Below are 13,320 nucleotides of genomic sequence, written 5' to 3'. Positions count from 1 at the left end.
GGGAGCCGTCTACACAGCATCACCGGGTGCGCCGGAATCGAGCGCCGGCGAGGCGGCGTCGTGACGACAGCTTCCGGGCCTGCTGTCAGCGTGGACGGCGTCGTCAAGCGGTACGACCAGATCACCGCGGTGGACGGCCTGACGTTCGAGGTGGAACCGGCGCGGGTGCTCGCGCTGCTCGGCCCGAACGGCGCGGGCAAGACCACGACGGTGGAGATGTGCGAGGGATTCGCCGCGCCGGACGCGGGCACGGTGCGCGTGCTCGGCCTGGACCCCGTCGCCGATTCCGAACGACTGCGCCCCCGCATCGGCGTCATGTTGCAGGGCGGCGGCGCGTATCCCGGTGCGCGGGCGGGCGAGATGCTCGATTTGGTGGCCGCCTACTCCGCGGACCCGCTCGACCCCGACTGGTTGCTGCGCACGCTCGGCCTCCAGGACAACCGCCGCACCCCCTACCGCCGCCTCTCCGGCGGACAACAGCAACGGCTCGCTCTCGCCTGCGCACTGGTGGGCAAGCCGGAAATCGTGTTCCTCGACGAGCCAACCGCGGGGCTGGACGCTCAGGCCCGGTTGATCGTCTGGGAGCTGATCGATGCCCTGCGCCGCGACGGGGTGACCGTCGTGCTGACCACGCACATGATGGACGAGGCCGAGCAGCTCGCCGACCAACTGGTGATCATCGACCACGGCCGCATCGTCGCCTCCGGCACCCCGGCCGAGGTCACCGCCCACGGCGCGGCCGGGCAGCTGCGCTTCTGCGCCCCGCCCAAACTGAACTTGGAACTGCTGGCCAACGCCCTGCCCGAAGGCTTCACGCCCCGGGAGACCACGCCGGGCACCTATCTGGTGGAGGGCGAGATCAATCCGCAAGTGCTCGCCACCGTCACCGCGTGGTGCGCGCGGATGGACGTGCTGGCCACCGACATCCGGATCGACCAGCGCCGCCTCGAGGACGTCTTCCTCGAACTGACCGGACGGGACCTGCGCGGATGAGCGAGCACGACCGGACCGCCAACCGTTTCGCGCCGGGCACTTTCGCTCCCGCCCCGCGTCCGAGCACCCGCGCCGCGATGCTGCTCGCGCAGACCAGGCTCGAACTGATCCTGTTGCTGCGCAACGGCGAACAACTGCTGCTGACCATGTTCATCCCGATCACCCTGCTGGTCGGCCTCAGCCTGCTGCCGTTCGGCGACCTCGGCGCGGACCGGGTGGACAAGATCGTGCCCGCGGTGATGATGGTGGCCGTCATGTCCACCGCGTTCACCGGTCAGGCCATCGCGGTCGGCTTCGACCGCCGCTACGGCGCGCTCAAGCGGCTCGGCGCGACGGCGCTGCCGCGCTGGGGCGTCATCGCGGGCAAGTGCGCGGCGGTGCTCATCGTGGTCGTGCTGCAAGCCGTGCTGCTCGGCCTCATCGGCTTCGCGCTGGGCTGGCGGCCGGAACCGCTCGGGTTGCTGCTGGGCGCGGCGGTGATCGCGCTCGGCACCGCGACGTTCGCGGCGATGGGCCTGCTGCTGGGCGGCACTCTCAAGGCCGAGGTGGTGCTCGCGCTGGCGAACATCCTGTGGTTCGTCATGCTCGGCGTCGCCAGCATCGTGTTCGCCTCCGACGACCTGCCCACGGTGGTGAGCGTACTGGCCAGGCTGGTGCCCTCGGGGGCGTTGGCCGAAGCGCTGGAGAGCGCGATGCACACCAGCGTCGACTGGTTCGGGATCGCCGTGCTCGCGGTGTGGGGCGCGGTGTCGGGCGTCGCGGCCACCCGCCTGTTCCGCTTCCACTGAGCTTCAACGACGAAATGTAGTAGACCGGATGAAACCGCCGGATCCGGCCCGGCTACCATTTTCGACGTGCTGTATCGCGCGTTCTTGCGACTCGTCGACAAGCTGCCGCTGCCCTCCTCGCGGGTGCAGCGCCTGATCGCGCTCGCGGTCATCCTCTCCCAGGCGGGCATTTCGGTGACCGGCGCGGTCGTGCGCGTCACCGCGTCCGGGCTGGGCTGCCCGACCTGGCCGCAGTGCTTCCCCGGTAGTTTCACGCCGGTCGCGGTGTCGGAGGTCCCGGCCATCCACCAGGCGGTCGAGTTCTCCAACCGGCTGCTCACTTTCGTGGTCACGCTGTGCGCGGCGGCGATCGTGCTGGCCGTTACCCGGGCGCGCCGCCGCCGCGAGGTGCTGGTGTACGCGTGGCTGATGCCCGGCGGCACCGTCGTGCAGGCGGTCATCGGCGGCATCACGGTGCGCACCGGACTGCTGTGGTGGACCGTGTCGACGCACCTGCTCGCGTCCATGGTGATGGTGTGGCTCGCGGTGGTGCTGTACGCGAAGATCGGTGAACCCGACGACGGCATCGACACCGTGCAGGCTCCCGCGCCGCTGCGCTGGCTGACCGCGCTCGCGGGGGTCGCGCTCGCGGCGGTCCTGGTCGCGGGCACCCTGGTGACCGCCGCAGGCCCGCACGCGGGCGACAAGAGCATCGAACGTCCCGTAGAGCGGTTGCAGGTGGAGATCGTCACCCTGGTGCATCTGCACTCGCAACTGCTCGTCGGCTACCTCGCTCTGCTGATCGGCTTGGCCTTCGGTTTGTTCGCGGTCGGTATCACACCCGCCGTGCGCACCCGCCTCTTCGTGCTGCTGGGACTGGTGTGCGCACAGGGTTTGGTCGGCATCGTGCAGTACTTCACCGACGTCCCTGCGGCGCTGGTCGTCGTGCACGTGGGCGGGGCCGCGGCGTGCACCGCCGCCACCGCCGCATTGTGGGCTTCGCTGCGCACCCGGGAACGGGTCGTCGCCCCGAAGCCGGACCCCGCGGCACAGGCCGCCTGACGAAAACTGCGCGAACTGTGATCGTCCAGCGGGGAGCGAGCCGGGGTGATTCGGGGGCGGTGACCTCGGGCGGCGCCCACTCCGCGGGTCCTCCGGCGGGACGGGCCGCACCCTGGACGCCGCACCACAACCGCGACTGCGAGCGGTGAGTTCGCCGGCAGGCCTGACCGGTCAGTGAACTGCATCACCTACTGTTATTTCTCGGTGGTCGGCAGCGTCTCGTGGGCATGACGGAGCACAACAGCACCAGCTTCAAGGTCGTGGTCATCGGCGGCGGCTATGCCGGCGCCGTGGCAGCCAATCGACTGCGACAGCGCGACGACGTCGAGATCACCGTGGTCAACTCTCGCCCGACCTTCGTCCAACGACTGCGGCTGCATCAATTGGTGGCCGGTACCGGAGAGGCCGAGGCGGACTACGGCCCGCTGCTCGGCGACGGTGTGCGCCTCGTCATCGATGACGCCACCCGCATCGATACCGCCTCGCGGACCGTAGAGCTGGCATCGGGCCGCGCACTGGACTACGACTATGTCGTCTACGCGGTCGGCAGCACCGCGGCCCCGCCCACCACAGTGCCGGGAGCGGTCGAATTCGCCTACCCCATAGCGGAACTGGAGCACGCTCACCGCCTGCGGGCCGCCATCGAAGAGCTGCCGACGCAGGCCCCGATCACCGTGGTCGGTGGCGGGCTCACCGGGATCGAAACAGCGGCCGAACTGGCCGAACAGGGGCGCGCCGTCACACTGATATGCGGCGATCGATTGGCTCCGAGTTTCTCGGTGCGGGCGCGACGGGTGGTGGCCCGGTGGATGGCCCGCAACAGCGTCGATGTGCTCGAGAATGTGCGGGTGGCCGAGGTCCTGCGGGAGTCGATCGTCTTGTCCGACGGCTGCGTGGTGCCGAGCGCGGTCACCATCTGGACCGCCGGGTTCGGTGTGCCGGAGCTGGCCACACGCAGCGGCCTGCACACCGACGCTCTCGGGCGGCTCCTCACCGACGAGACCCTGACCAGCGTCGACGACAACCGTATCGTCGCGGCCGGGGACGCCGCCGCCCCGTCGAACCAGCCGCTGCGCATGAGCTGCCAAGCCGCCGGGCCGCTCGGCGCTCACGCCGCCGACACGGTGCTGGCCCGCATCGCAGGCACTGCGCCCGCGGCACTGGACATGGCGTTCCTCGGATCCAACGTCAGCCTCGGCCGCCGCGCGGGCGTCGTGCAGCTCGCGCACAAGGACGACACACCCATGAACGCCCATATCTCCGGCCGCGTCGGCGCGCCGATCAAGGAGACGGCTACCAAGTGGACGCTGTGGGGAATTCGATGGGAAGCCCGCAAGCCCGGCTCGCTGTTCTGGCTCAAGGGCGGCAGGCGGCTCCCGCTGTCCGATTCGGAGATGGCGGCCAACTCGTGAGCACTACCGATGAGCATGCCGAGCGGTTCACCCTGTTGCGGCCGTTGCTGTTCACGATCGCCTACGAAATCCTCGGCTCGGCGACCGAATCCGACGACGTGCTGCAGGACAGCTACCTGCGGTGGGCCCAGGTGGACCTTGCGACGGTGCGGGACACCAAATCGTATCTCGCGCAGGTGGTGACCCGGCAGGCGCTCAGCGCGCTGCGGCTCAGCGCTCGCCGCCGCGAGGAATACATCGGACCATGGTTGCCCGAGCCGCTGCTGCTCACCGAGCACGATGCCGCGGGTGATCTGGTTCTCGCCGAGTCGGTTTCGATGGGGATGCTCGTGCTGCTGGAATCGCTCACCCCGGATGAACGCGCGGTGTTCGTGCTGCGCGAAGTATTCGCCTTCGGTTACGACGATATCGCCGCATCGGTCGGCAAATCCGCGGCGGCGGTGCGTCAAATGGCCTACCGCGCCCGCGAATACGTCCGGTCGCGACGCAACCGGTTCGGGCCGTACGACAGCGCCCGCATCGCCGAACTCACCGAGAAATTCATGACGGCGGCGACCACTGGTGACCTGGCGGGCCTGCTGTCGATGCTCGCGCCGAATGTCACTTGGACCACCGACAGCGGCGGCAAGATCACCGCGGTACGCCAGTTGGTGATGACCGGCGCCGAGCAAGTTGCCACGATTCTGCTGAGCCTGCTGCAAGCAGTGCACCGCAGGCCCGGCATGCGGATCGAGCCGGTGAACTGCAACAGCGAGCCCGCGGTCGCCATCTACACCGGCGACCATCTGGAGGCCGTTCTCGTGCTGGACATCGTCGACGACGTGATCGTCAACGGCTACGGCATCCGTAACCCCGACAAACTCGCCGCCCTCGCCATCGCGCGCACCATCACCCGCGATCCCGGCCGGGCGTGAAACCCGCGTTACCGCACCACGCTTCGAGCGGCCGGCTCGCCCGAACCATCCGACCTCGCCAGGAGTGACCGACCATGTCAACCACCATCGAACTCGCCGACCTGACCGGCGACTTCGTCATCGATACCGCCCGCACACGAATCGGCTTCATCGCCCGGCACACCATGGCCACCCGGGTGCGCGGGAGTTTCGGGGAATTCGACGGCAGCGCGCATCTGCACTTCGGCGACCCCTCGAAGTCCAGCGGCGGGCTGCGGATCCAGGCCGCGAGCATCGACACCCGCAACCGGCGGCGCGATGATCTGCTGGGCAGAAAGTTCCTCGCCGCCGATGACCACCCGACCATCACCTTCGCCCTGACCGGAGTTGCGCGGGTCGACGAGACCACAGTCCAGGTCACCGGCGACCTGACCATCCGCGGTGTCACCAAGCCGGTGACCGTCGACTTCGAACTGGCCGGCGTGCGGAACGACCCGAACGGCGCCCTCCGAGTCGGCTTCACCGGCGCAACCACGATCAACCGCAAGGACTGGGGGGTGCACTGGAAGGCGGCCGCGGGCATGGTCGCTCCGAAGGTGACGCTGGAGTTCGACCTCGCGGTGATCCGGCAGTCCTGATATCGGCAATATTCTGAAAGCCGAGCCCGTCGCTCTTGGGTGATTCGACGCCCGAGGGCAACGGGCTCGAACCACCTGCGAGAACGGCAAGGACATCATGACCGATTACACGCTGCGCCCGATCGGGCACGTCGAATCCGTGCTGACCGACCCCGCCACCGCTCCCCGCCAACCCGATGAAGGAGCCCCGCCGGCCTGGCTGGTCATCGATGACCGATATGCCCCCGCCCTCGACGGACTCGCCGCCGGCATGGACATCTTGGTATTGACCTGGCTCGATCGTGCCGACCGCGAAACACTCACCATCCACCCGCGTGGTGACGCGACTCGCGCGACCACCGGCGTCTTCGTCACCCGCGCCCCACATCGGCCCAATCCGATCGGTCTGCACAGCGTCCATGTCCTGGCCGTCACCGGAACCCGCATCCACGTCCGCAACCTCGAAGCTGTGCACGGCACACCGATCCTCGATCTCAAACCTGTTCTCACCGAGGACCGTTGACCGCTGTGGACGAGCCGTGCCGGGCCGCCACCGGCCCGGCACGGGTGTGAGCTAGCGCGGTGCGAGGAATCCGGTCAGTTCGAGCGCGACCGCGGCGGGATCGTCCTCATGGACATTGTGTCCGGCGCCCGGAATGATCCGCAGTGTCGAGTGGGGGATCAGCTGAGCGAGCGGCCGAGCCTGTGACAGGTCGACGACATGGTCGTTCTCGCCCCACAGGATCAGCGTGTCGGCTTCGATCGCGCTCGATTCTCGCTGTACTACAGCCAGATCGAGAGTGCGCGGCTGCTTCCACATCGCGGTCCGGTTCTCCGTGCGGCTGAGCGGAGTCCAATACGTGTCCGCCAGCTCATCGGTGAGAATCTCCGGGTGCGCGTAGGCCCCGCGCAGGCCCGCCACGTAGATCTCCTCGGTCATGACGGAGGCGGCGAGCTCGCCCGCACCGGGTTGGCGCATCAGCCGCATGTTCATGTTGAGGTCGGTGTCCAACACGAGCGGCGCGATGAGGACCAGACGATCGACCTGTTCGGGATGCCGTGCGGCCGAATCCACTGCGACCGAACCGTTCAGTGAGTGCGCGACGATGGACGCGCGGGTAATCCCGACCGCGGACATGAACTGCCGCAACGCGTCCGACATGGCCCCCACGTCGTATCCGAAGTCGGCATCGTGCGGCACGGTGTACCCGCTGCCGGGCAGGTCGACGGCATACACGGTGTGCGCGGTGGCGAGAGCCGGAATGATGTCGCGATAGGTATAGGACCACAGCGAGCCGCCTGGCAGGAGAATGAGCGGCGGTCCTTCGCCCGCTTTCCGGTAGTGGAAACGTGCCGTCGCGGTCTCGACGTACTGCCCCTCTGCGAGAAACGTCGAATCGGGCGTTCGGGCTCCGCTCGGTTCGGCCCCGGCCGGCGCCGCCATGTTCACCACCAGCAGAGCCGGCACTATTACGAGCACCTGCCACCATCGAAACCGCTGACGCGGAGACCTGACGACCGACATTCGCACTCCTTCGCTTCGATGCTCACGCCGCTTCGCGAGCCGTACCGGAATGGGGTCGAGTGGACCCCGCTGTTCCACCCACTAGACGCGGGTGCCCGCCGTTTTGTGACGCCGCGGGTGCACCTCCCCCACCCGGAACACGTGTCCAGGTGGGGTTCTGCAGGCCGGTCGCGTCGCACCGAGTCAGGCTGCGGGCGTGTGGCCTTGAGCCGCCGCCGAAAGCTCCTTCCACTCGGCCCAGGTCTCGAGCCGGTCGGCGTAGACCTGCGGAAGGATTTGATTTCCCCCGGAACCGAAGAACACGCGCAAAGGCGGGTTGGCGGAGTCCGCGATCTCGAGCAACGCCCGGCCCGCGGCGGACGGGTCGCCGGAATCGAGGCTCTGCGCGTAGGCGGCGAACGCCGCGCGGAGTCCCTCGTAGCGCGGGTCGGCCTGGGCGTGGACCGCTCCGGCGGCGCCGTCGGTCGCGTAGGAGCCGGGTTCGACCAAGGTCACCTTGACACCGAAGCCGGCGACCTCCTGGGCGAGGGAGTCACTCAGGCCTTCCAGCGCCCATTTGGAAGCGTGGTACGCGCCACCGAGCGGCCAGGCGGCGAGACCACCCACCGACGAGATCTGGATGATGTGCCCTCTCCCTTGCTCCCGCAGATATGGCAGCGCGGCCTGGACGACCCATACCGTGCCGAAGAAGTTGGTTTCCAACTGATCTCGCAGTTGCTGCTCGGTCAGTTCCTCGACCGCGCCGAGTAGCCCGTAACCCGCGTTGTTCACGATGACGTCCAAGCGGCCGAAATGCGCGTGGGCATGCTTCACGCTCTCGAAGACTCCTGCCCTGTCGGTCACATCCAGCTCGAGCGGGAGCACCGCGTCGCCGTAGGCGGTGACCAATTCCGCGAGATGTTCGGTACTGCGAGCGGTCGCGGCCACCTTGTCGCCGCGAGACAACGCGGCCGCGACGAAGTTTCGGCCCAGACCGCGAGAGGAGCCGGTGACGAACCAGACCTTGCTCATGATGTCCTTCCGTTCTTTCTGCAGTGGCGAGCGCAGCGAGGAGGCCCCCTCACTGCCGATGTCCCGTGCTGCCGCACCGGACGAACACAAGATGTCGCCGACCCGCTCTTCGTAACGAAACCGCGGGGTGACGTGCGTCACCGCCGCCGTGTCCGGAGCCGGCCCGACTTGCCGAACACCAGCGGCGGGGCGTGCATCATCCGGCCGGGTCCGATCACGATTCCGACCTACCCTGGCCCGGCAGCGCCCGCTTGCCGAACACCAGGTCACCTGGTCGCTCGGCGGTAGTGTGGTCGACCGTGTCCACGCCCGAGCAGCAATCCGATGCGCCGCAGCCTTTTCCCGATATAGAGCCGTATGCCCGCGGGCTTCTGGACGTCGGGGACGGACAGCGCGTCTACTGGGAGACCAGCGGTAACCCGCACGGTAAACCGGCGTTGGTCGTGCACGGCGGACCGGGCGGCGGCGGGCGGCGCGGCTCGCGGAAGAGTTTCGACCCGGCCGCCTACCGGATCGTCCTGTTCGATCAACGTGGCTGCGGCGAGAGTCTGCCGCATGCCTCCGACCCGTCGGTCGACCTCACGCACAACACCACGCATCACTTGATCGCGGACATGGAACGTCTGCGCGAACACCTCGGAATCGACCGGTGGTTGCTCTTCGGCGGTTCCTGGGGATCGACGCTGATCCTCGCCTACGCCCAGCGCTACCCCGAGCGGGTCAGCGAGATCGTGCTGGTGGGGGTGACCATGACCCGGCAAGAGGAGATCGACTGGCTCTACCGCGATGTCGCGAAACTCCTGCCCGCACAGTGGGAGACCTTCCGCACCGGCGTTCCCCTCGCCGACCGCCACGGCGACCTCGTCGACGCTTATCACCGACTGGTCGAGAGCCCCGACGCGCCGACCCGCGAATCGGCGGCGCGGCGGTGGTGCGCGTGGGAGGACGCGGTGATCGCGCACGAGAACCTCGGCAGCCCAGGGCAATACAGCGCGAAGCCGGACGCGGCGCGAATGGCCTTCGTGCGAATCTGCACGCATTACTTCGCCAACGCGGGCTGGCTGGAGGACGGGCAGTTGCTGCGTGACGTGCACCGGCTCACGGGCATTCCCGGCGTGCTGATCCACGGCCGACTCGACCTGAGCGCCCCGCTGTACACCGCCTGGCAGCTGGCCCAGGCGTGGCCCGACGCGGAACTACAGGTCATCGACGATTCCGGGCACACGGGCAGCACGGCCATGAGCGCCGCCGTCCTGCGGGCGATCGCCCGGTTCGCTCGGTAGCCCGCTCCGGCCTCGGCCGAGAATTTCGCCCGGAGGGTCTCGAGACTGCGATTGCGAGACACTTTGGGGGCAACGCGACGACACGAGCTGTAAGCGATAACTTACCGAAGTCGTTGGCTGGTTTTCCGTTGTAATGAGAAATGGCAACGTTCGCGTTGCAACCTACAGCGGTGGCACTTGTCTTGTGACAAACCGTCTGCACCGCAAAGGTTTTCGTCCCGAGTCCGTAGACGTATCCTTCTCTCGAGGTCGAATTCAGCTCGTTGAAGGTTGGGCTATTCACGGCTCCTGCGACGGACGGAGTTCTCGATGACCGTTACCTTGTGGCGAAAACACCACGAGCGAGATGGCCTTGTGGATTGACGATGGGCGACGACTGATCCACATCGCACCGTCCTCGATGAGGGCACCAATCCGCTCCGACCCTGCGACCTGCCCACCAACTCGGCGATGCCCGCTGCCGTGTCACCGATCCAGCTCGCGCCTTCGACGCGTCCATCGGAAAGGAGCCACCAATGGCCAAGCTACGAACATTAACCGACTATATAGGGTTTCCACGGAACAAGCGGCTCTCGGTATGTCAGGACCTACTCGGCTTCACGGCAGGTCGACCACCGCTCGGGCTCTTCCCAAACCGACCAGCAGCCCGCGTCAGCATGAATGCCTTCGTCCGAAACATGCGCCAATCGCACATCCACGTTCGCGTGATCGTCGCTGGCTCAGACCTGCTGACCGCCAACGAAAGGGAAATTGTTGACTACGCAGTTTTTCGCCTGCGGGACATCTACACGAATGCAGGGATTGGCATCGGCCTGATCCTGCGTCAAGACCTTACGGCCGCGAACTCCAAAGGCCATACGGTGGTCACTTCCAAGGAAGGTGCTGAGAAAGCGGGCGCAGAACTGACGAACGATCATGCCTTCATAACTACCTCGGGACACACGGCCGATGGAGATCGGACCGCGCTGCCCGTTGTCATACCAGCCGATCTACGTATCAAAACAACTCAGCCGGATGGAACGGTGAAATTTACTCTGGGGCGATCTCCCACACCCGGTCCATGCAGCAACCCCGGCGCCGGAAAAATGCAGTCCTCTGTAATAGGAATAAGTGGTGAAAACACCGGCCGTACGTTGGCCCATGAAATTGGCCATTTCCTCGGCGTCAGTCACCCGAGTCCGGCCGATAACAGTCTCATGACTCAAAGTGACGACGTGACGGTCGACCCCTTCGTTGCGGTTGCGATCAACACAGGAGATAAACAGAAAATGTTAGGGCACTGCAAAATATTGCCCGGACTCATTAGAGTAGCATAGAAAGGACGGCTGGCATGAGCGAATATCTGACAGTTGATCCGGACAAATATTCCATCGAGGAACTCGAATCTGCAGCGCGAGGCGAATCCGTACAACTTACCCCTCCAATGGCGGTCGATATCCTTCGCGCAAAAATCGAAGGAGACGCACGCAGACCCCTGATGCGTATCGCCCAAGGTGACGACTTCGACCTACGCGCACGACATGTGGCGATCAAGGAACTCAGCCGGATACCGAACACACGTGGTGAGATGCAAGAACTCGCCGGGCTCGCAGACAAGCGAGTCGCCGATATAGCCCGCCGAGTACTCGATGACAGTGAAGACGATCCCGCCGTGTAGTGGTGACAATCCCGGAGGGAGAAGCAAGTAACTGAAACGTCAGCTTACGATTGGCAGCCCATAAGGAACTCTCGGCGGGCACAGCATCCGGTGAAGTGGATACCCCCGAAAGGAAAACGCAATGCCTCCGTTTCAGAACGACCCGGTGATCAGCAAGGACGACGGAACAGCTATCTGGGGAGAAAGTAAGACTTGGATGGGAGTCTTCGGAAAGTCGGAGAGCACCACTGGTGGACACGGCGTCCTGGGTGAAGCGCTGGGCACAGGAGTCGCCGGAGTAAGCGAGACATGGCATGGCATATACGGCCGGTCGAAGTCCACGACAGGCGGAACAGGCGTCCTCGGCGAATCGAAGGGAACCGGCGTAGCGGGCGTCAGCGAAACTTGGATCGGAGTATACGGCGAAACGAAAGGAGGCGCTGCCGGCGTTCTAGGCGAAGGCAAACAAAGCGGCGACGGCGTGAAAGGCCATGCAAGCGGGGCGGGTAAGGCTGCCGTGGCGGGTTTCCACCTTACGAACAGCGGGCCGGGCGTATTCGGAAAAGGAAATCCGGCCGGTATGTTCGACGGAAAGGTTGTGGTTCATGGCGACATCGAGGTAACAGGCGACCTCATTCTCGCAGGCGCCGACTATGCGGAGGCACTGACGGCGACGGACCCGGATGTCCCTGCAGGCACTGTCGTGGTAGTCGGTGAAGACGGCGACGTTCGTCCATGCACACACGAATACGACCCAGCAGTGGCTGGAATCGTTTCAGGAGCGGGCGGAGTGAAGCCGGCAATTGTGCTCGACCGCCAAGATCGCAGTGTGACGGTTGCGCTGGTGGGCAAAGTGTGGTGCCTCGCCGATGCTGCTCACGCACCAATACAGCCAGGCAATTTACTTACCACGTCTGCAACAGCAGGTCACGCTCGCAGCGTGACCGAACCCAGCCGCGCGCTCGGCACCATCATCGGTAAGGCGCTGACCCCGCTCCTGAGCGGTCGAGGGCTCGTCCGCGTCCTCGTTAGCCCCCGATAGTCGAACTGACGACGCCACCGACAACACCAAGCCCGCCATGCCACTACCGACAACGAGGACACCCACTCCCCTGACTACTGCAATTACGGTCTTAAGTCCCGATCACCAGGGGCCACCGCCCCCGGTGCGGACCGGGTCCCCGCTGCGACTGTGGAAGTGACCCTGTCGCAGCCGCAAACGGAGACGAAATGAGCACACCAGCCGACCGTCAGTCGATCGTCGTCGGAATCGACGGCAGCCCGACCGCTGTGGGTGCAGCGCGCTGGGCCGGAGCCGTCGCGAATCGGCAGCGCGCCACGCTGGTGCTGCTGGGCGTGGTTCCCGCCCTCGATCACCCCATGACCTCCTCCGCTCTGGCCGAGGTCAATCTGCTACCCGAACTCCGCGCGGCGGCGAAGCAGAAGGTCGAGGAGGCATTCGACGCCGTGCGCGCCGATCAGCCGGACATCGAGATCCACCGGACCGTCGAGGACGGCTCGCCCGCGCGCGAGTTGATCAAGCACAGCGCGGAAGCGCGCATGGTCGTCGTCGCGGCGAAACACCAGGACCGGCTCTCCACGCTGTTGCTGGGATCGACCGCGCTCACGGTCGCGAACAAGGCGGCCTGTCCGGTGACCGTGTGGCGAGGCAGGCTCGACCGGCCACAGCCGGACGAGCGGCCCGTGCTCGTCGGCGTCGACGGGAGCCCAGGTAGTTCCGCGGCGCTCGGCGAGGCGTTCGAGCTGGCGTCCACACTCGGCGTCGAAGTGACCGCCTTGCACGCGTGGAACGACCCGGACCTGCTGCAGTGGACCCCGGTGCCCGACGCGTGGGATGTGCTGGCTCAGCAGGAGGAGGCACTACTGTCCGAATGCTTGGCCGGATGGTGCGAGAAATACCCGGACGTCACGGTCACCAAAGTGGTCGAGAAGAACACGCCCGCGCAGGCGCTGCTCGCACACGCCGAGAAAGCCCAACTGCTGGTGACCGGCAGTCGTGGGCACAACCGCCTCACCGGACTCGTCCTCGGATCGACGAGCCAGAACTTGCTGCATCACGCCGCGAGCCCGGTGGTGATCTGCCGTGAGCGGTAGGACAGC

Annotated in this window: 14 protein-coding genes; 12 read left to right on the top strand and 2 right to left on the bottom strand. The window is 66.3% G+C overall.

The genetic code is table 11. The features are described 5' to 3' along the window. Positions 1-60: 60 nt before the first annotated feature. The 7 genes from ACWESM_RS07860 to tsaA all read left to right on the top strand — a co-directional run bounded on the left by ACWESM_RS07860 (position 61) and on the right by tsaA (position 6,267). Complete coding sequence (locus ACWESM_RS07860; RefSeq protein WP_355070823.1) at positions 61-993, top strand: ABC transporter ATP-binding protein; 933 nt, start codon at positions 61-63, stop codon at positions 991-993. Beyond that, complete coding sequence (locus ACWESM_RS07855) at positions 990-1,781, top strand: ABC transporter permease (RefSeq protein ID WP_356961827.1); 792 nt, start codon at positions 990-992, stop codon at positions 1,779-1,781. Before ACWESM_RS07860 ends, ACWESM_RS07855 begins: the two co-directional genes overlap by 4 nt. 66 nt (positions 1,782-1,847) lie before the next feature. Further along, a complete protein-coding gene (locus tag ACWESM_RS07850; protein WP_355070819.1) occupies positions 1,848-2,822 on the top strand; it encodes a COX15/CtaA family protein in 975 nt (324 codons plus the stop codon). Between the two features lie 227 nt (positions 2,823-3,049). After that, a complete protein-coding gene (locus tag ACWESM_RS07845; protein WP_452491154.1) occupies positions 3,050-4,234 on the top strand; it encodes an NAD(P)/FAD-dependent oxidoreductase in 1,185 nt (394 codons plus the stop codon). Beyond that, positions 4,231-5,148: an RNA polymerase sigma factor SigJ gene (sigJ, locus tag ACWESM_RS07840; protein WP_452491153.1), complete on the top strand. Its 918-nt coding sequence runs from the start codon at positions 4,231-4,233 to the stop codon at positions 5,146-5,148. The genes ACWESM_RS07845 and sigJ overlap by 4 nt, the downstream gene beginning before the upstream one ends. A gap of 74 nt (positions 5,149-5,222) precedes the next feature. Next, positions 5,223-5,765 carry a YceI family protein gene (locus tag ACWESM_RS07835; protein WP_452491152.1) on the top strand — a complete coding sequence of 181 codons (543 nt, stop codon included), beginning with the start codon at positions 5,223-5,225 and terminating at the stop codon, positions 5,763-5,765. A gap of 97 nt (positions 5,766-5,862) precedes the next feature. Continuing rightward, positions 5,863-6,267 carry a tRNA (N6-threonylcarbamoyladenosine(37)-N6)-methyltransferase TrmO gene (gene tsaA, locus ACWESM_RS07830; protein ID WP_355070812.1) on the top strand — a complete coding sequence of 135 codons (405 nt, stop codon included), beginning with the start codon at positions 5,863-5,865 and terminating at the stop codon, positions 6,265-6,267. 51 nt (positions 6,268-6,318) lie between these two features. Here tsaA and ACWESM_RS07825 read toward each other — a convergent pair whose 3' ends face one another. Both ACWESM_RS07825 and ACWESM_RS07820 read right to left on the bottom strand, forming a co-directional pair. After that, positions 6,319-7,269 (bottom strand): alpha/beta fold hydrolase, encoded by a 951-nt coding sequence (locus ACWESM_RS07825; protein ID WP_364431245.1) that lies wholly within the window; start codon positions 7,267-7,269, stop codon positions 6,319-6,321. Between the two features lie 183 nt (positions 7,270-7,452). Beyond that, entirely contained in the window at positions 7,453-8,283 is an 831-nt protein-coding gene (locus ACWESM_RS07820) for an SDR family NAD(P)-dependent oxidoreductase (protein ID WP_412808054.1), read from the bottom strand. A 296-nt stretch (positions 8,284-8,579) separates the two neighbouring features. On the opposite strand from ACWESM_RS07820, the gene pip reads away from it, so the two are divergent. From pip to ACWESM_RS07795, 5 genes are all read left to right on the top strand, one after another. Next, a complete protein-coding gene (gene pip, locus ACWESM_RS07815; protein ID WP_449990753.1) occupies positions 8,580-9,563 on the top strand; it encodes a prolyl aminopeptidase in 984 nt (327 codons plus the stop codon). 515 nt (positions 9,564-10,078) lie between these two features. Continuing rightward, the gene (locus tag ACWESM_RS07810) at positions 10,079-10,879 is read left to right on the top strand and encodes a hypothetical protein (protein WP_452491151.1); all 801 of its coding nucleotides are present in this window, start codon (positions 10,079-10,081) and stop codon (positions 10,877-10,879) included. Between the two features lie 14 nt (positions 10,880-10,893). Then, positions 10,894-11,220, top strand: coding sequence for a hypothetical protein (locus ACWESM_RS07805; RefSeq protein ID WP_452491150.1), 327 nt, complete (start codon positions 10,894-10,896; stop codon positions 11,218-11,220). A 121-nt stretch (positions 11,221-11,341) separates the two neighbouring features. After that, the gene (locus ACWESM_RS07800; RefSeq protein ID WP_449990744.1) at positions 11,342-12,241 is read left to right on the top strand and encodes a hypothetical protein; all 900 of its coding nucleotides are present in this window, start codon (positions 11,342-11,344) and stop codon (positions 12,239-12,241) included. 188 nt (positions 12,242-12,429) lie between these two features. Then, on the top strand, positions 12,430-13,314 hold the full coding sequence (locus ACWESM_RS07795) for a universal stress protein (RefSeq protein ID WP_355070811.1): 885 nt from the start codon (positions 12,430-12,432) through the stop codon (positions 13,312-13,314). Positions 13,315-13,320 lie beyond the last annotated feature (6 nt).

This window comes from Nocardia sp. NPDC003999 (assembly GCF_053604885.1).
This window is presented reverse-complemented; position numbering and strand designations above follow the sequence as displayed.

Coding starts and splice junctions, on each gene's coding strand:
- ACWESM_RS07810 (WP_452491151.1), top strand. CDS start 10,079: ATGGCCAAGCTACGAACATTAACCGACTATATAGGGTTTCCACGGAAC.
- ACWESM_RS07800 (WP_449990744.1), top strand. CDS start 11,342: ATGCCTCCGTTTCAGAACGACCCGGTGATCAGCAAGGACGACGGAACA.
- ACWESM_RS07845 (WP_452491154.1), top strand. CDS start 3,050: ATGACGGAGCACAACAGCACCAGCTTCAAGGTCGTGGTCATCGGCGGC.
- tsaA (WP_355070812.1), top strand. CDS start 5,863: ATGACCGATTACACGCTGCGCCCGATCGGGCACGTCGAATCCGTGCTG.
- ACWESM_RS07855 (WP_356961827.1), top strand. CDS start 990: ATGAGCGAGCACGACCGGACCGCCAACCGTTTCGCGCCGGGCACTTTC.
- ACWESM_RS07805 (WP_452491150.1), top strand. CDS start 10,894: ATGAGCGAATATCTGACAGTTGATCCGGACAAATATTCCATCGAGGAA.
- ACWESM_RS07835 (WP_452491152.1), top strand. CDS start 5,223: ATGTCAACCACCATCGAACTCGCCGACCTGACCGGCGACTTCGTCATC.
- ACWESM_RS07825 (WP_364431245.1), bottom strand. CDS start 7,269: ATGTCGGTCGTCAGGTCTCCGCGTCAGCGGTTTCGATGGTGGCAGGTG.
- ACWESM_RS07795 (WP_355070811.1), top strand. CDS start 12,430: ATGAGCACACCAGCCGACCGTCAGTCGATCGTCGTCGGAATCGACGGC.